Below are 16,165 nucleotides of genomic sequence, written 5' to 3'. Positions count from 1 at the left end.
AAAAAGTTGCCTTGTTCCTGCAACTCAATCTGGTTGATTTATACAATGATAAACGGTTTAAGAAAGGCAATATCATGCTTTTCAGTAATGGTAACCAGGCCACTATAAGCTTTGGTAATTTAATTATTACAGCAAATAATGAAGAAATTAAATACAGCTTCAGTTCTAACATGATACTTGAAATGATAGAAGTAGAAGGTACTGTGCTGAAAAGCATTTCTGGAATAGGGCTCATTGTTCAAAGACCTGGACAAAACCCAGATACAATATTAAACAACCATACAATTACGAAGCTTTTTGCAGACAGGATAAATGGAATTTGGGCAGGAAGCGATAATGGAGACCTCTTCTACATTCAAAACATAGAATCGGAGGAATACAGGTATCCTTTTTCAGACATTGCCGCATACAAAAACAAAGTTGTGTTATCTGAAAAAAGCGGGGTGCTTTACGCTTTAGAAGGAAGTAAAATAAAGCAAATTGGGAAGATACCTTTCCATGTTAATCGGCTTCATTTTATAGATTCCAACAAATTATTAGTGCTGGGAGAAAGAAAAATCCATTTGCTTTTAATGGAAAATAATAAACTTAAATTATTGCAGAAAGCGAGTCTTAAGCATGATCATATTAATAAATATTCAGTTCTCGAAAATCAAATATTTACCATCGGAACTAAAGGTCTGAATGTTTATAGCATTGACTCTGCCAGGTGGAAGAAAAAATGCTTACCCAAAAAACATTTTACAAACATTTCGAACCACCGTGGAAATATCATTATAACCAATGACAATGGCATTTGGGAATTAAACAATGAGGGCAAATGCCATAAAATAAGCAATCAGCGAGTGGTTTCCCTGGGACAGAGTAATAAAACTTTGTTTTTAAGGGATACACAAAATAAATTATCAATAATAAATGAAAAAGACGAAAAAAGTATTTATAAAATAAAACCGAAGGCGATAAATTCAATAGAAAAACATGACAGCATTATTCTAATTAGCACTTCAGAAGGGGCCTTCATTTGTTCCATCCCAAATGAAAAAACATGGTTAAACTGCGATTTAATAAATGAAACTGCAGGATTAAACATAAAAAAAACAATTGTTTATAATAATAAACTTTATGCATTACATAAAAATGGACTGTTGATTGTGCCCTTCAATAAAATTAAGAGGCAACAGCAGTACAGGCTGCAACTAAACTCACCGTATTTAACCAGGCACAAGCAACGCGAGTTCTTTTTTGATGTTGACAAAAATACTGAAAACCTTAATATTGAGATAAATAAACTTAATTTCACAAACAGCACAGAGCCGAAACTATATTACAAACTACACAACGATACAACAATATATGCTCTATCTGAAAATTACCTGGCAATAAGCAAATTGAGTGGCGGAGTATCGCAATTGCAGTTATCATTCGATCCCACATTTAAAGAAAGCGAACAAATTTACCATGTGATCATAAAAAAAGAAAAGCAACTACACCAAACCTTAGCTTTTCAAATTGGATCACTTGTAGTGTTTTTTGGGCTAATACTTTTGTTTTTGCGACATAGAATAAAAACTATTAAACAAAAAAATACACTTGAAGCTGCACAAATAGCTCAGATGCAAACTGTGCTTCAACAGCAGATGAATCCGCATTTTATATTCAATTCCCTTACCTCAATAAATCATTTTATTTTGCAAAATAAAGCCATGGACTCCAGTCGTTATCTGACGAAATTTTCTGTTTTGATCAGAAACATTCTGGATAATTCTAAAGAAGAATTAATTCCCCTGGCAGAAGAGCTTGAAACTTTAAGAGTATATCTTGATCTTGAATTATTAAGATTTAAAGACAGGTTTACTTATTCGATTAACCTGGCACCCGACATAGATAAAAACCGTGTGATGTTACCTCCCTTTATTCTGCAACCCTTTGTTGAGAGTGCACTGAGGGAAGGCATAATAAATAAGCCGGGTAAAGGCAATATACTGCTAAATATCAGGTATGCCAAAAACGCTATTCAATGCACCATAATAGACGATGGTATTGGCAGACCAAATGTTTTTGAACAACATCCACGAAAAGAAAAATTAAATGTTAAAAATGGAACACATATTGCTGAACAGCGTATAGTTCTTTATAATAAGTTAAAAAGTCGCAAAATAAATGTCCAGAAGGAGGACATGATTAATCACGAAGGAAAAGCAATCGGAACCAAGGTTATAATGAGTTTTCCGATAAACTATAAATAAATTATGCTAAAAGCTGTTATTGTAGACGACGAAATAGCTGCAATTGATTCCCTTGAAATATTGCTAAACAACTGCAAACAAGATATTATTGTTGCAGGGAAAGCATCAAATATTGACGATGCCCACCGCACAATATCCAATATCAATCCAGATATAGTGTTTCTCGATATTGAAATGCCCAATGGATCTGGTTTTGATTTATTAGACCGAATTGACAATATAAACTTTGACATTATTTTCATAACTGCATTTAATCAATATGCAATAAAAGCTTTTAAATACGCTGCAGTAGATTATATACTTAAACCGGTAGATATTAACACGCTCTCCAACGCAATTGAGCGCATTGATAGCTCAAAAGCCCAGAACAATTCGGATAAACTTGGTATACTACAGGAAAGTATCGAAAATGAAAAACCTCAAAGAATAGCATTAAGTACCCAGGATTCAATTGAAATTGTGTACACCGATGATATAATTCAATTCGAAGCCGAAGGTAATTATACCAAAGTTTACACACTAAATAATAAGCCTATAGTTGTTTCGCGTTCAATTAAAGAATATGAAGAACTGTTGACCACACCAAGTTTTTTTCGTTGTCACAAATCTCACCTCATAAACTTTAAACATATAAAAAAGGTATACAAAAACCAGAATTACATAGAAATGGTAGACAACAACCTGGCTTACATCTCCAGAAGAAAGAAAAATGAATTCTTTGAAGCAATAAATGTATTCCTCGCACAATAAATCCCAACCAGTAGTGCCAGCGCAAAAACTACCTACACCATTGTTATAAAAGGTAAAATATACCGAATATTAAAAAAGTAAAACCGTTTATACATCTAACAAAACCGATAATACATCCGCTCAAAATAGTCATAGGTTTTTACATATATTTGAACCAGACAAATTCATTATGGTAATCTATCCTTATACCATATTATTGTCTGGTTTTTAGTTGGTTTATTTCAAATTCCGGGGCATTTGCTGGTTACAAATGCCCCTCTTTCTTTTAAATTTGCACGTAATTTGCATTCCACGGACTACAATTTTGAAAAATCACGCTATGAATCGATCATACCGACACCTGTTTTTTGACCTTGACAGAACCATTTGGGACTTTGAAACTAATGCTAAAGAGGCTATTGCAGACATACATACACATTTTAATCTCAAAAGCCGAGCTATTACACTGGAAAACTTCCACATTACATATAAAAAAATAAATGAGCAGCTTTGGGAGAAGTACCGGAATGGCCTTATTACAAAAGAAAAACTTACCACCGAGCGCTTTTACAAAACTTTCAAGACACTTGGTTTCGATAGCCAACAACAAGGGAAAGCAGCAGGTCAATTATACCTGGAACTGAGTGCTCAAAAAACACATTTATTTCCACATACGCATGAAACCCTCAGTTATTTGAATAAAAAATACGAGTTACACATCATAACTAACGGTTTTAAAGAGGTGCAAACCGGAAAGCTGAGAAATTGCAATATAGGTCAATATTTCAATCACCTTATAACCTCAGAAGATGTCGGTTTTCAAAAGCCAGATGTTAGAATATTTGAATATGCGCTACAAACAGCAGATACAAATTCTGAAAAAAGCTTAATGATTGGGGATGATGAAAAAACTGATATTTTGGGCGCCAGTAAAGCAGGTATGAATTATATTTGGTTTAACCCCGGAAAACGCGAATCACTGTTCAATTCAAGGCCCGCAATTTATTCACTAAAAGAACTAACTGAAATGCTTTAATTTAACTGCGCCAAAATACAGGTGTCAATATTGCCAAAACAGTAAAAAGCTCCAGACGGCCTAAAAGCATTAAGAAAGCAAGAAACCATTTGCCGGCATCAGGAATAAAGGCAAAGTTTTCTGTGGGTCCTACACCACCAATACCCGGCCCAATATTTCCAAGTGAGGCTGCAACCGACCCCATGGCTGTTTTAAAATCGAGTCCTATGGAAGACATTATGCCCACACCTAGCACAAAAATGACAAAATAAAAAACAATAAACGCCAGCACATTCATAACTACCTTTTCCGACATAACTTTTCTATTCAGCCGTACAGGTAAGACGGCTTTGGGATGTAATAGGCGTTTCACTTCGTAATAACTGTTTTTAATCACCACTACAATTCTTACTATTTTTATTCCACCTCCTGTTGACCCGGCAGAGCCACCAAAAAACATTAATGCAAATATTACAAACAATAAGAACTGCCCCCATACAGCATAATCAGCCGTTGCAAAACCAGTTGTAGTTACTATAGAGACAACCTGAAACAAGGCATCACGGAAAGATTTTTCGAGTGTCAACGAATCCATAATATAATATAACCCTAACGTAACCAGTATAGTGAAGGCAAGTACAAATCCCAGGTAGTATCTAAACTCTTCGTTTTTCCAGACTTTGCTCAACTTACCATGTAATGCAAAATATGATAAAGTGAAGTTTGTACCGGCAATAAACATGAATATGGCTATCACATAATGAATAAACGGAGAATCAAAGGCAGCTATACTGGCCTGTTTTGTAGAGTACCCGCCTGTTGCCATTGTGGTAAAACTATGATTAAGTGCGTCGAACCAGCCCATTCCGCCTCCAAGCAACAATAAAAACTCGGTAAGCGTAAAAAGCGAATAAATTACCCATAGCCGTTTAGCAGTTTCCTTTACTTTGGGGTGTAGCTTATCTGGTGTAAGTCCGGGCACTTCGGCACTAAACAACTGCATGCCGCCTATTCCCAGAAAAGGCAAAATGGAAAGGCTAAGCACAATAATACCCATACCACCAAGCCATTGTGTGAGACTTCTCCAAAACAGCAATCCGTGAGGCATGGATTCAATATCATTCAAAATTGAAGCTCCTGTTGTGGTAAACCCTGAAATGGTTTCAAAAAATGCATCGGTAAAGGAAAGTATTTCGCCGCTAATTATAAACGGCAATGATCCAAACAGTGAAAAAACAACCCAGACAAGGCTGACAATCAAAAATCCTTCACGTTTACCAAGTTCTTTATTGGCTGTTCTATTGTAATAGAATGAAAAACTTCCAACTAGAAAAGCAATCCCGCCCGAAATAAAAAATGCCGGGGCGTCAGTACCCTCAAACCCAAGTGAAACAAGCCCTGAAACAAATAAAAAAAATGCTTCGATTAGGAGCAAAATGCCGAGAATGAGTAAAATGATTTTACGATTAAGCATAATCTAGTTAAAAAAGCGTTCTATCCGATGAATAATTGATGGCAGTGCAAACACAACAACACGGTCATTGGCCATGACATGCGTATTGCCGCGAGCGATAAAACCTTTTTTGTCGCGAATTACTCCGCCAATAATTGCTTCTTTGGGAAAATTCACCTCCTTTAAACTTGCCTTGGTAATTTTGGCACCCGGGCGCACAACAAATTCAAGCACCTCAGCATCTGAGCCCGTAAGGCATACAAATGAGGGTACATCAGCGTTTACTGTAAAACGCATAATGTAACTTGCTGATATTAGCTTTTTATTAATCATGGCATCGATGCCCAGGTTTTCAGCCAAATTAATATAATCTGTGTTTTCTACCGCCGCAATTGTTTTCTGAACACCGAGGCGTTTAGCCTGAATGCAAGTCAGAATGTTGGTTTCCGAATCTCCGGTAACAGCCACAAACACATCCATCTTATCGACCCCTTCCTCGCGTAACAGATCTATATTACGACCATCACCATTAATTATCATGGCGCGTGGCAGTTCATCGGCCAGCTGAAAGCATTTCTCCTTGTCAAACTCAATAAGTTTAACATTACTCGACTCTTGCAATGTAATGGCTGTTCTCCGACCTATACGACTACCTCCCAAAATCATAATGTTATGCGTATCGAGTTTCTTCTGACCCGAATACTTCATCATTTTAGAAACGCCTTTCTGATTGGTAATTACATACACAATATCATTGGGCAAAAAAACATCATTACCTCGCGGTATAATTGTTTGGCCATCTCTCGAAATTGCAACTGCACGATAAATAAGTTCATTATCAATCGTCGCAGCTTCTTGTAAAGTTTTATTTATTACTGGCGCATTTTCATCGAGCTTTAACACAAAAAGCGACAACGAACCGCCTGAAAAATTAAATACCTCTGATGTTCCTGTCTGACTCAAAAGATTTACAATCTCTCTGGCAGCAAGCATCTGCGGATATACTAGCGAATCAATTCCAAGTGCTATAAACTGAGCTTTATTTATTGGAAGTAGATATTCACGATTATCGATGCGTGCAATGGTACGTTTCGCACCTAGTTTTTTACTCAAAATACATGCAGTAATATTCACCTCCAGCTCATGTGTAACTGCCACAAAAAGGTCGGCATTCTTCACTCCTGCCTCTTTTAACTTCTCAAAAGATGTTGCAGACCCCTGCACTGTCAGCACATCGAAATGTGTACTAACATCCTCCAGTCTATCCTCCTGGGTATCTATTACCACAATCTGATGGTGTTCTGTTGCCAACATTTTGGCCAGATACATCCCCACTTCACCAACACCTGCAATTATTATCTTCATCGTATTCAATTAATTAGGCAATCCAAAATATGATTACCGCAACAGGGCAATATTAAACAATTCATTTCAATTAGAAAACAATAATGCCATTGAATTTAATGCTTTATATCAACAATGAAGAGCCCTTTACCATTTTGCAACAAATGCTCCGTCTCTTTTGACATTATGAAAATCAATGTCAGAATCTTTGAGTTGCTCCTGCCACTTTTCTAACTTGAATTGCGAAACAGAAGCATCGGCTATTACTTTAACGGCCTCAATTTTATCAAGCAATGGCAATAATTTGAATGGACTGCCAGAAGATAAAACCAACCATTTACATTTAATTTTCTCATGCTTCGGATAGAGGTCGGCATCGAAAAAAATGGCTCTATTTGGCATTTTACCCCATACAACATAAGGCGAACTATTGACTAATTCAGCATTTCGGGTTTCACTTTGATTAAGCCCAAATTTTACTGTAAGCGGATCGGTGAACCAGGTTGTGTTTTCAATACTATCAGGATTATAAAGCTTATAGTTTTGCCCGCTAATTTGCATGGTTAATGGCTCTCCAAAAGTATTAAACACTATAAAAGAATGATTATTTGTTCGTATGAAATTTTGCCAAAAAACTGTTATTACAAATAAAAACAATACGATAAAAACTTTCTTAAGATTCCTATAATTGGTTCTAATGCCCCAATATGTACTAACAGCTACTAACAAATAAAGCAATACTAGCTGTATATCAGATATGTACACAGAGTTTACTGTAGACCAGTCTAAAGCTTTTATCCAGCCTGTAAAAGCATTCATTAATGAAGCAAAAAAATCTACCGCCTGACCTATGCTCAAGGCGATAAAAGGGAATGGCATAAACACCAGAAGCAATACGAACAAATACATTAATAAGGTAGCCAATGGAACCATTAATAAGTTCGACAATAAAAATAGCAGTGGAAATTGATGGAAATAATATAAACTAAGCGGTGTAGTTATGATTTGAGCAGCAATAGAAACTGCCATAAGTTGCCAAATTTTGTCGAGCGGTTTCCAGGGAATGTAAATCCAACGGTAAACAATTGGGTAAAACCCTACAATTCCAATAACGGCAAGAAAAGACATTTGAAAACCTACACTGGCAATTAATAAAGGGTTATTAAAAAGTAGAATAAATGCAGCAAGAGCAATGGAATTATAAACTGCATAGCGCCTACCCAGCAAGTCTCCAAACACAAATACTGTAAACATTGTAGCAGCTCGTGAGACAGAGGGTGACATACCTGTAAACATTGCATAACCCCACAGCACAAATACTGAAATCATAAAGCGCAGTAGTTTGCCCCATTTGGTATTTGAAAGGGGTTTTAATAAATGCGAAATCACAAGATAAATAATACCCACATGTAAACCACTAACAGCCAATACATGCATTAATCCTGCTGCCACATAGCCTTGCCGCAAATCATGTTCGAGCATAGATTTATCACCGAGCGTAAGAGCCGAAAAAACAGCCAATTGCTTGTCGCTTATGCCCGACTTACGATAATAATTAAAGATTTGCCGGCGAAGCCTTTTCAGATATAATGATAAATTAAAATCCGGGGTTTTATTGAGTTTGACCCAGTTCTCACCATTCACATAAAACTGATAAAAAAAACCTTTTGATGCAGCCCAGCCACTGAAATCAAACTCTCCCGGGTTTCCCTGATTGGCAATTAAATCTGGTTTAGCTTTCAATAAAAGGTAATCGCCTAAATCGAGGCTCATTGAATCCTCCTTAGAAAGATAAACAAATGCATTGCCCCTCATCTCTTGCCTTCCTGAATCCGTAATTTGCCAGCCCAAATCCAGTTCTAATTTGAGACTATTCTTTGTGCTATCAGGGTAATCAGAGATTTGAGCTGAAAAAATCACTTCATCTTCATATTGTTGCAGTTCCACAACTGCATCTGCTGATCGGTTAACTCCAAATAAAAAGAATATCGAGATTATAAGCAGGTCCTGTAGCCAGATAAATCTGTTTATTGCAAACAATAATGTAAACCCCCAGATGCCAATCAGGATGTAAATGATATAGGTAGTAACCTCATCAAAGGATGGGTTAAAGTAAGCTCCCAGCAATATGCCTGCAAGGAAAGGTATAAGCAACCGCAGAAACGGGTTATTGCGAATAATATCCTGCATTCAGTCAACTTGTTTGCCCCAAAAATAAAAGAATGCACTGTAAGTAACAAAAAAAGGCCGTCCAAAATTTAATGGACGGCCACTTTATAAACTATATAAGTTTTTAGCTTTTATTCGGTTTTGGAAGTAATGCTTTACGCGAAAGCTTTAACTTACCATTATCGTCAATATTCAACAGTTTTACTTCGATTTCCTGACCAACTTCGAGTACATCCTCTACTTTACGGATGCGATTCCAGTCGATTTCAGAAATATGAAGCAACCCATCTTTATTCGGCGTAATCTCTACAAAAGCACCATACGTTTGAATGGATTTCACTTTTCCTTTGTAAGTAGCACCAACTTCAAGAATACCGATAGCCTCTTTTATGCTTTCAATAGCATTGTTGATGGCCTCAAGGTCGGAAGCAACCACTTCAACATACCCGCTATCGTCGCGTTCTTCGATAACGATGGTGGTGTTGGTTTGCTTTTGTATTTCCTGAACAATTTTTCCTCCGGGGCCAATTAATGCACCAATAGATTCGGTTGGGATAACCATTTGCTCAATATGCGGTGCATGTGGTTTAAGTGCTTTGCGCGGCTCTTCAATGGTTTCTGCCATACGATCAAGTATATGCAGACGACCTGCTTTGGCTTGTTCAAGCGCTTTTTTAAGCACATCAAATGACAGTCCGTCGACTTTAATATCCATTTGAGTGGCCAGAATACCATCACGCGTACCTGCAACTTTAAAGTCCATGTCGCCAAGATGATCCTCATCACCCAGTATATCGCTAAGTACAGCCCAACGGTCATCTGAATCTGTAATTAGTCCCATGGCAATACCTGACACAGGCTTACGAATCTGAATTCCGGCATCCATCAGTGCCAAAGTTCCGGCACATACGGTAGCCATCGATGATGAACCATTTGATTCTAAAATGTCAGATACTACGCGCACAGCATACGGAAAGTCTTCGTTGGGTAACATACGTTTCAATGCTCTGTGAGCAAGGTTTCCGTGACCTACTTCACGACGACTAACACCTCTTGCCGGACGTGCGTCACCTGTTGAATATGGTGGGAAGTTGTAATGCAACAAGAATTTATCTTTTCCCTGACGCATCACCTCATCAATTATTTTATCGTCGAGTTTGGTTCCCAGCGTAACTGTGGTTAAAGACTGAGTTTCACCCCTTGTAAATATGGCTGATCCGTGAGCTGTTGGTAAATAATCTACCTCACTCCAAATGGGTCGTATTTCATCTGTTTTACGGCCATCGAGGCGAATTTTTTCGTCAAGAATGAGATTACGTACAGCTTTTTTCTCTACATCGTGAAAATAGCGGCCTACAAGTGACTCATTAACTTCATCTTCTTCTGTAAACTGCTCAAGAAATTCATCTTTCACTGCAGCAAAAGCCTCCGAACGCTCCTGCTTATCGGCCATTGCCTTTTGTGTAACAGCATACACTTTATCATAAGTTTCGTCCCAGACTTTTTTCTCCAGGTCTTCGTCATTTTCTTCGTGCGAATAGGTGCGTTTTTCAGTGGTACCTAATTCTTCAGCCATTTCAATTTGAACCTGACATTGCTTCTTAATTTCTTCGTGAGCAAAACCAATTGCTTCAATCATCTCTTCTTCACTGACCTCATCCATTTCACCTTCAACCATCAGGATATTATCTATGGTTGCGCCAACAAGAAGGTCAATATCGGCGTTTTCCACCTCTTCAGAAGTAGGATTAACCTTAAACTGACCATCAATGCGTGCTACGCGGCACTCTGAAATGGGTCCGTGAAACGGTACATCTGAAACGGCTAATGCTGCTGATGCTGCCAATCCGGCCAACGCATCGGGCATTACTCCCGCTTCAGCACTGATTAACTCAATTGTGACAAAAGTATCAGCATGATAATCAGCAGGGAACAGTGGTCTCAGCGCCCGGTCTACGAGACGGGCAATAAGTATTTCATTATCTCCCGGACGTCCTTCACGACGTAAAAATCCGCCTGGGAAACGACCTGCTGCTGCAAATTTTTCTTTGTACTCTACTGAGAGTGGCATAAAATCCACATCTTCTTTGGCCTCTTGAGCTGAAACAACTGCTGCGAGCAACATAGTATCACCTAAGCGCAAAACAACTGATCCATCAGCTTGCTTGGCCAACTTCCCTGTTTCGAGCGTAATTTCTCTTCCGTCTGCCAGGGGAATTGTTTTTTGAATAATGTTCATATAAAAAATGTTAATTTGGTAATTATATACAAAAAAAGGCAATTTCCATTGCCTTTTTTATTACTTGCGAATCTTGAGTTCTTTAATTAAGGAACGATATTTTTCAATATCTTTCTTCTTAAGGTAATCAAGCAAACTACGACGCTTCCCTACCATAGCAAGTAGCGCACGCTGCGTACCAAAATCCTTACGGTTTGTTTTCAAGTGTTGCGTAAGATGACTAATACGTTCTGTAAAAAGCGCAATTTGTGCTTCTGTAGCGCCAGAGTCGTTCTCATCCTTACCGAACTTTTTGAAAAGCTCTCTTTTCTTTTCTACTGTCAAATTCATATCGCTCTTAACCTTATTTAATTTCATATTTTACAGACCGCAAAGATAGAATAATTTTTACAAAATCAATCATAAACCATATAAAAATCCAAAAATGTGCTTTTAAGTATTGCTTTGATACTTATAAAAATAAGCACACATAAGCGCTCCATTCTTTATGCACTATTATTTTGGCATAAGTATTGTCTTTTATTTCTAATTAAATTATATTTTTGCCTGAAAACATTAGCTTTCTATTAATTTTTCAACACAAAAACGTTATAACATGAAATTTTTTATTGACACTGCAAATCTTGATCAAATTCGCGAAGCCCAGGACCTTGGTGTGCTGGACGGTGTAACAACTAACCCTTCCTTAATGGCCAAAGAGGGCATCAAAGGCGAAGACAATATCAAGAACCATTATAAAACCATTTGTGACATTGTTGACGGCGATGTTAGCGCTGAAGTAATTGCTACTGATTTTGATGGCATTGTTAAAGAAGGAGAAGCTTTAGCTGCACTTCACGAGCAAATCGTAGTTAAGGTTCCGATGATCAAGGATGGAATAAAAGCCATTAAATATTTCGCTGACAAAGGAATACGCACAAACTGCACATTGGTGTTTTCACCCGGCCAGGCATTACTTGCTGCAAAAGCTGGTGCAACCTACGTATCACCTTTCATTGGCCGTCTTGACGATATTTCTACCGATGGAGTAGAGCTAATCAGGCAAATAGCCGACATGTACAACTATTATGGATTTGAAACCGAAGTGCTGGCAGCATCTATCAGGCACACCATGCACATTATACAATGTGTTGAAGCCGGTGCTGATGTCGCTACATGTCCGCTGAATGCAATTCTTGGCCTGTTAAAACACCCATTGACAGATGCCGGGTTAGAAAAATTCCTTGCCGATTACAAAAAACTTAACGGATAATTTTAGCACATGTCAGACTATATTAAACTCTACCAGGAGGCAACTGATCAGGGCCTTGTAAGAAATGTGGCCGAAATACTTGAAGAAGGGGCGATAGTAATATTGCCTACTGACTCAGTGTATAGCCTGGCATGTGATATTCAAAATGAGCGCGCATTAGAGAAAATGGCCCGGCTTAAGGGGCTGAAGCTAAAAGAAGCTGAATTCTCAATTATATGCGAAAACCTTAGTCAACTTTCAGATTATTGTAAACCAATCAATAATCAAATTTTTAAATTATTAAAAAAGAATCTCCCGGGACCATTCACCTTTATACTCGAAGCTAACAACAATATCCCAAAAATCTTCAAAAAAAACAAAAAGACAGTAGGGATACGGATTCCCGATAATAATATTACCCGACAAATAGTAGGTGAACTCGGGCGGGCTGTAATCGTTACATCTGTAAAAGACGATGATGAGATACTCGAATATACAACCGACCCGGAATTAATTTATGAGCAATACGAAAAACAGGTCGATATGGTTGTTGATGGCGGATTGGGTCATATAAAACCCTCAACTGTAGTTGATTGCTCATCAGGCGATGTAGAAATAATTCGTGAAGGAATTGGAGAACTCAAATTATAAGTTATTAAGCCACTAATCCAATATAACCATAATAGCTCCGAATACCATTATTGAGATCGCTATAGCCTTAAACATTAACCGCTCCTCTTTAAAGATATACCCACCAATAAGTGCTGCAAAAAAAACTGACGTGCGCTTTACCGAAAGGGCCAAAGCCACAGCACCTGTTTTTACAGCCCATATGTGTGCATAACGATATAAAATGGTTACAACTGCCACTAACAGAACCAATCGCCACACTTTTTTTAAATCGGAATGTAATGCTTGCCTTAATACTTTACCTGTAGCGGCAAAAACCGTAAAAAACAGAGCCATAAAAAAATGCTGTAGAGGCAGAAAAACCTCAGGACTTAACTTATAAGAACTAAGCAACCATTTATCGAGCAGTGATGTCAATGTAAAAACTGCCAGCGCTCCAACAATATACCAGTACCCTTTTTTAATAAATGTAATACGCAACGGCTTAAGCAAATTGCTAAAACCACCAGTTTGCAACATATAGGTGCCGGCTAATAGCAAAATCATACCAAATATTTCGGCTCCGGTTAATATATCGCCCAAAAATATCCAGGCAAACACAGCCACCAATCCCGGTGTCAGCACCAAAAGTGGCAGGGCACTGCTCAATTCAAGACGTTTAATACCCGACATAACCAGCAAGAAGGATATACTCCCTAATAAAGATTTTAACGCCACATACAAATATGTGGTCAACGTAACGGCAGACAAGTCAATAAAGAACAAAAAAGGCAAAGAAAAAACGGCATTAAATAAAGCAAGTAAAAATGAGAACGACAGTGCTCCTGTTTCAAAAAGCACCCGCTTTTCAAAAATAGCCGCTGTTGCAGATAACAAAGCTGAACTTAAAGCAAAATAAAACCACATAAGCTCAAAATGTGCATGCAAAGTTATTTTTTTTGTTGTATAAGAACTAAAAAAAAGAGGAATGGTGACTAACCATTCCTCGCAGCATCCCAATAACTATTCAACACCTATAAATTTTTTTGGATGCTATACTCAAACAATGAAACATACAAAAAGTTTCATTTGTTCCGTAATATCTCTGATTAGATTCAAAAAAAAATCGTTTTTTTTTAATCAATACCACATTTTAATTTCACAGATCATGCTCTGTGAACTCCCTATTGCAAAAGCATCAGGTTTAAAATGTCATAATAATCATAGCCTCAACCAAAATATTAAAAGAATTACCTTTTCCAAGGCTAAAATATTATATTTGTTTGAAACAAAACAAAACCAAACTTATCATGGGAAAAACAATAATTGAAAAAATACTGGCTTCGCATTCTGCCAAATATGATGTAAAACCCGGAGACATTGTAGATATTGAAATTGATGTAAGAGCTGCCAGAGACTTTGGTGGTGCCAATGTTGTAAAAAACATCAGAGACAACAACCTTACGATTGTAGATCCGGATAAAACCTTCTTTACTTTTGATACCAACCCCACCGGATCGGACCAAAAATATGCCGTTAACCAGCAAATTTGCAGACAATTTGCCCGCGAATATGGCATAAAAGTTTATGATATTGATAATGGAATCGGAACCCATACCATGATTCACGAAGGTCTGGTATATTCAGGACGCACAGCCATTACAACAGACTCGCATGCTAATATACTGGGTGCTGTAGGAGCCTTCGGTCAGGGCATGGGCGATAAAGATATAGCTGCAGCCTGGGCAAATGGTATGATTTGGTTTAAAACTCCAAAATCAATTAAACTTAATTTTACAGGTAAACGTCCGGAGAAAGTCACTGCAAAGGATATCGTACTTAACCTGCTTGAAAAATTTGGGGCAAATACCCTACTTGGATACTCCGTGGAGTTTTATGGAGAAGCAATTGACGAGCTTACCCTCGATGAGCGCATTACAATAGCCTCAATGGGAACCGAAATGGGCGCAATCACACTAATATTTCCGCCTACAGAGCAAATCTTAAAATACAGTGAAGAGCGTGCAGGACATAAGATAGAGCCCGTTTTTGCAGACGATGATGCCGGGTATGACCAGGAAATCACCCTGGATATAAGCAAATTCACTCCAAAAGTATCATTGCCCGGAGCACCCCATGATACGCAAAATATCGATAAATTAGACAAAATAAAAATAGACTCTGCCTTCCTTGGTAGTTGCACCAACGGACGTATCGAAGACCTGAGAACTGCTGCAGCCATCCTCAAAGGACGACAGGTTGCACCGGGTGTTGTATTTAAAATCGTGCCTTCGACCAATGAAGTTTGGGAACAAGCATTAGAAGATGGCCTGCTACAAATCTTTAAAAATGCAGGAGCATTAATCTCAAATGCCGGTTGTGCAGGATGCGCTGCCGGACAGGTAGGGCAAAATGGCCCCGGAGAAATTACTATTAGCACTGGTAACAGAAACTTCCCGGGAAAACAGGGAAAAGGAGAAGTTTACCTGGCTTCTCCGGCTGTAGTAACGGCATCAGCAGTGGCTGGTTACATTACCACACCTGAAAATATACCAGACGAACCCTTACTTTTCGACACCAATTACGCACCAGAACCAAAAAGCAAAACAGAAAAAGACAAGGCCGTAAATGAGAAAAAAACTGTGGTTGAAGGCCGGGTCTGGTTTATTGAAAGAGACAATATCGATACTGACATGATTTTCCATAACCGGTATTTATCTATTACAGATCCCCAGGAAATGGGTCAATACGCCTTCGACAACCTTGAAGGCTACGAAAAATTTGCCTCACAATCAGAACCCGGTGATATTGTGGTTACAGGTAAAAACTTTGGTAGCGGTAGTTCGCGACAGCAAGCTGTAGACTGCTTTAAAGTACTTGGTATACAAGCCATAATTGCAGAATCATTTGGTGCTATTTATGAGCGAAACGCCATTAATGCTGCAATGCCCATTCTTGCTTATGATGATATTTCAAAACTGGACCTTTCAACCGGTGACAGGGTGAAAGTAAACTTCGAAACAGGGCTGATGGAGAACCTCACAAAAAATAAACAAACCCAGATTAAACCTTTTAGCGAAGTACAAATGGAAATATATCAAAGAGGCGGATTGTTTTAATGAAAACCAAT

12 protein-coding genes are annotated in these 16,165 nt (G+C 38.1%); 6 read left to right on the top strand and 6 right to left on the bottom strand.

The window, feature by feature from the left end:
• From VJ937_RS10720 to VJ937_RS10710, 3 genes are all read left to right on the top strand, one after another.
• Positions 1-2,246 (top strand): sensor histidine kinase (locus tag VJ937_RS10720; protein WP_324066930.1); only part of this gene is annotated, 2,246 nt, incomplete at its 5' end.
• A 3-nt stretch (positions 2,247-2,249) separates the two neighbouring features.
• Positions 2,250-2,996, top strand: coding sequence for a LytTR family DNA-binding domain-containing protein (locus tag VJ937_RS10715; RefSeq protein WP_324066928.1), 747 nt, complete (start codon positions 2,250-2,252; stop codon positions 2,994-2,996).
• A gap of 319 nt (positions 2,997-3,315) precedes the next feature.
• Complete coding sequence (locus tag VJ937_RS10710) at positions 3,316-4,011, top strand: YjjG family noncanonical pyrimidine nucleotidase (protein ID WP_324066926.1); 696 nt, start codon at positions 3,316-3,318, stop codon at positions 4,009-4,011.
• A gap of 1 nt (position 4,012) precedes the next feature.
• Here the strand turns inward: VJ937_RS10710 and VJ937_RS10705 are convergent, their stop codons facing one another.
• The 5 genes from VJ937_RS10705 to rpsO form a co-directional block, all read right to left on the bottom strand.
• Positions 4,013-5,464, bottom strand: coding sequence for a TrkH family potassium uptake protein (locus tag VJ937_RS10705; RefSeq protein WP_324066924.1), 1,452 nt, complete (start codon positions 5,462-5,464; stop codon positions 4,013-4,015).
• A gap of 3 nt (positions 5,465-5,467) precedes the next feature.
• Positions 5,468-6,808, bottom strand: a complete 1,341-nt coding sequence (gene trkA, locus VJ937_RS10700; RefSeq protein WP_057953642.1) for a Trk system potassium transporter TrkA — start codon at positions 6,806-6,808, stop codon at positions 5,468-5,470.
• A gap of 126 nt (positions 6,809-6,934) precedes the next feature.
• Entirely contained in the window at positions 6,935-8,977 is a 2,043-nt protein-coding gene (locus tag VJ937_RS10695) for a ComEC/Rec2 family competence protein (protein ID WP_324066922.1), read from the bottom strand.
• Positions 8,978-9,080: 103 nt separating this feature from the next.
• On the bottom strand, positions 9,081-11,195 hold the full coding sequence (gene pnp / locus VJ937_RS10690; protein ID WP_324066920.1) for a polyribonucleotide nucleotidyltransferase: 2,115 nt from the start codon (positions 11,193-11,195) through the stop codon (positions 9,081-9,083).
• A gap of 60 nt (positions 11,196-11,255) precedes the next feature.
• Entirely contained in the window at positions 11,256-11,525 is a 270-nt protein-coding gene (gene rpsO / locus VJ937_RS10685) for a 30S ribosomal protein S15 (protein WP_057954892.1), read from the bottom strand.
• 265 nt (positions 11,526-11,790) lie between these two features.
• On the opposite strand from rpsO, the gene fsa reads away from it, so the two are divergent.
• On the top strand, positions 11,791-12,447 hold the full coding sequence (gene fsa / locus VJ937_RS10680) for a fructose-6-phosphate aldolase (protein ID WP_324066918.1): 657 nt from the start codon (positions 11,791-11,793) through the stop codon (positions 12,445-12,447).
• A gap of 9 nt (positions 12,448-12,456) precedes the next feature.
• Positions 12,457-13,077, top strand: coding sequence for an L-threonylcarbamoyladenylate synthase (locus VJ937_RS10675; RefSeq protein ID WP_324066916.1), 621 nt, complete (start codon positions 12,457-12,459; stop codon positions 13,075-13,077).
• A 12-nt stretch (positions 13,078-13,089) separates the two neighbouring features.
• Here the strand turns inward: VJ937_RS10675 and VJ937_RS10670 are convergent, their stop codons facing one another.
• Positions 13,090-13,983, bottom strand: coding sequence for an EamA family transporter (locus tag VJ937_RS10670; protein ID WP_324066914.1), 894 nt, complete (start codon positions 13,981-13,983; stop codon positions 13,090-13,092).
• A gap of 362 nt (positions 13,984-14,345) precedes the next feature.
• On the opposite strand from VJ937_RS10670, the gene VJ937_RS10665 reads away from it, so the two are divergent.
• Positions 14,346-16,154, top strand: a complete 1,809-nt coding sequence (locus tag VJ937_RS10665; protein WP_324066912.1) for an aconitase/3-isopropylmalate dehydratase large subunit family protein — start codon at positions 14,346-14,348, stop codon at positions 16,152-16,154.
• Positions 16,155-16,165: the final 11 nt, after the last annotated feature.

The sequence above is a fragment of the Salinivirga sp. genome, assembly GCF_035268865.1.
Taxonomy (GTDB): Bacteria; Bacteroidota; Bacteroidia; order Bacteroidales; family Salinivirgaceae; genus Salinivirga.
Note: the sequence above shows the minus strand (reverse complement) of the source record. Positions and strands in the feature narration are given on the sequence as shown.

Bases quoted from the DNA above. Each gene is read 5' to 3' on its own strand.
- VJ937_RS10715 (WP_324066928.1), top strand. From the start codon at position 2,250: ATGCTAAAAGCTGTTATTGTAGACGACGAAATAGCTGCAATTGATTCC.
- VJ937_RS10710 (WP_324066926.1), top strand. From the start codon at position 3,316: ATGAATCGATCATACCGACACCTGTTTTTTGACCTTGACAGAACCATT.
- VJ937_RS10705 (WP_324066924.1), bottom strand. From the start codon at position 5,464: ATGCTTAATCGTAAAATCATTTTACTCATTCTCGGCATTTTGCTCCTA.
- trkA (WP_057953642.1), bottom strand. From the start codon at position 6,808: ATGAAGATAATAATTGCAGGTGTTGGTGAAGTGGGGATGTATCTGGCC.
- VJ937_RS10695 (WP_324066922.1), bottom strand. From the start codon at position 8,977: ATGCAGGATATTATTCGCAATAACCCGTTTCTGCGGTTGCTTATACCT.
- pnp (WP_324066920.1), bottom strand. From the start codon at position 11,195: ATGAACATTATTCAAAAAACAATTCCCCTGGCAGACGGAAGAGAAATT.
- rpsO (WP_057954892.1), bottom strand. From the start codon at position 11,525: ATGAATTTGACAGTAGAAAAGAAAAGAGAGCTTTTCAAAAAGTTCGGT.
- fsa (WP_324066918.1), top strand. From the start codon at position 11,791: ATGAAATTTTTTATTGACACTGCAAATCTTGATCAAATTCGCGAAGCC.
- VJ937_RS10675 (WP_324066916.1), top strand. From the start codon at position 12,457: ATGTCAGACTATATTAAACTCTACCAGGAGGCAACTGATCAGGGCCTT.
- VJ937_RS10665 (WP_324066912.1), top strand. From the start codon at position 14,346: ATGGGAAAAACAATAATTGAAAAAATACTGGCTTCGCATTCTGCCAAA.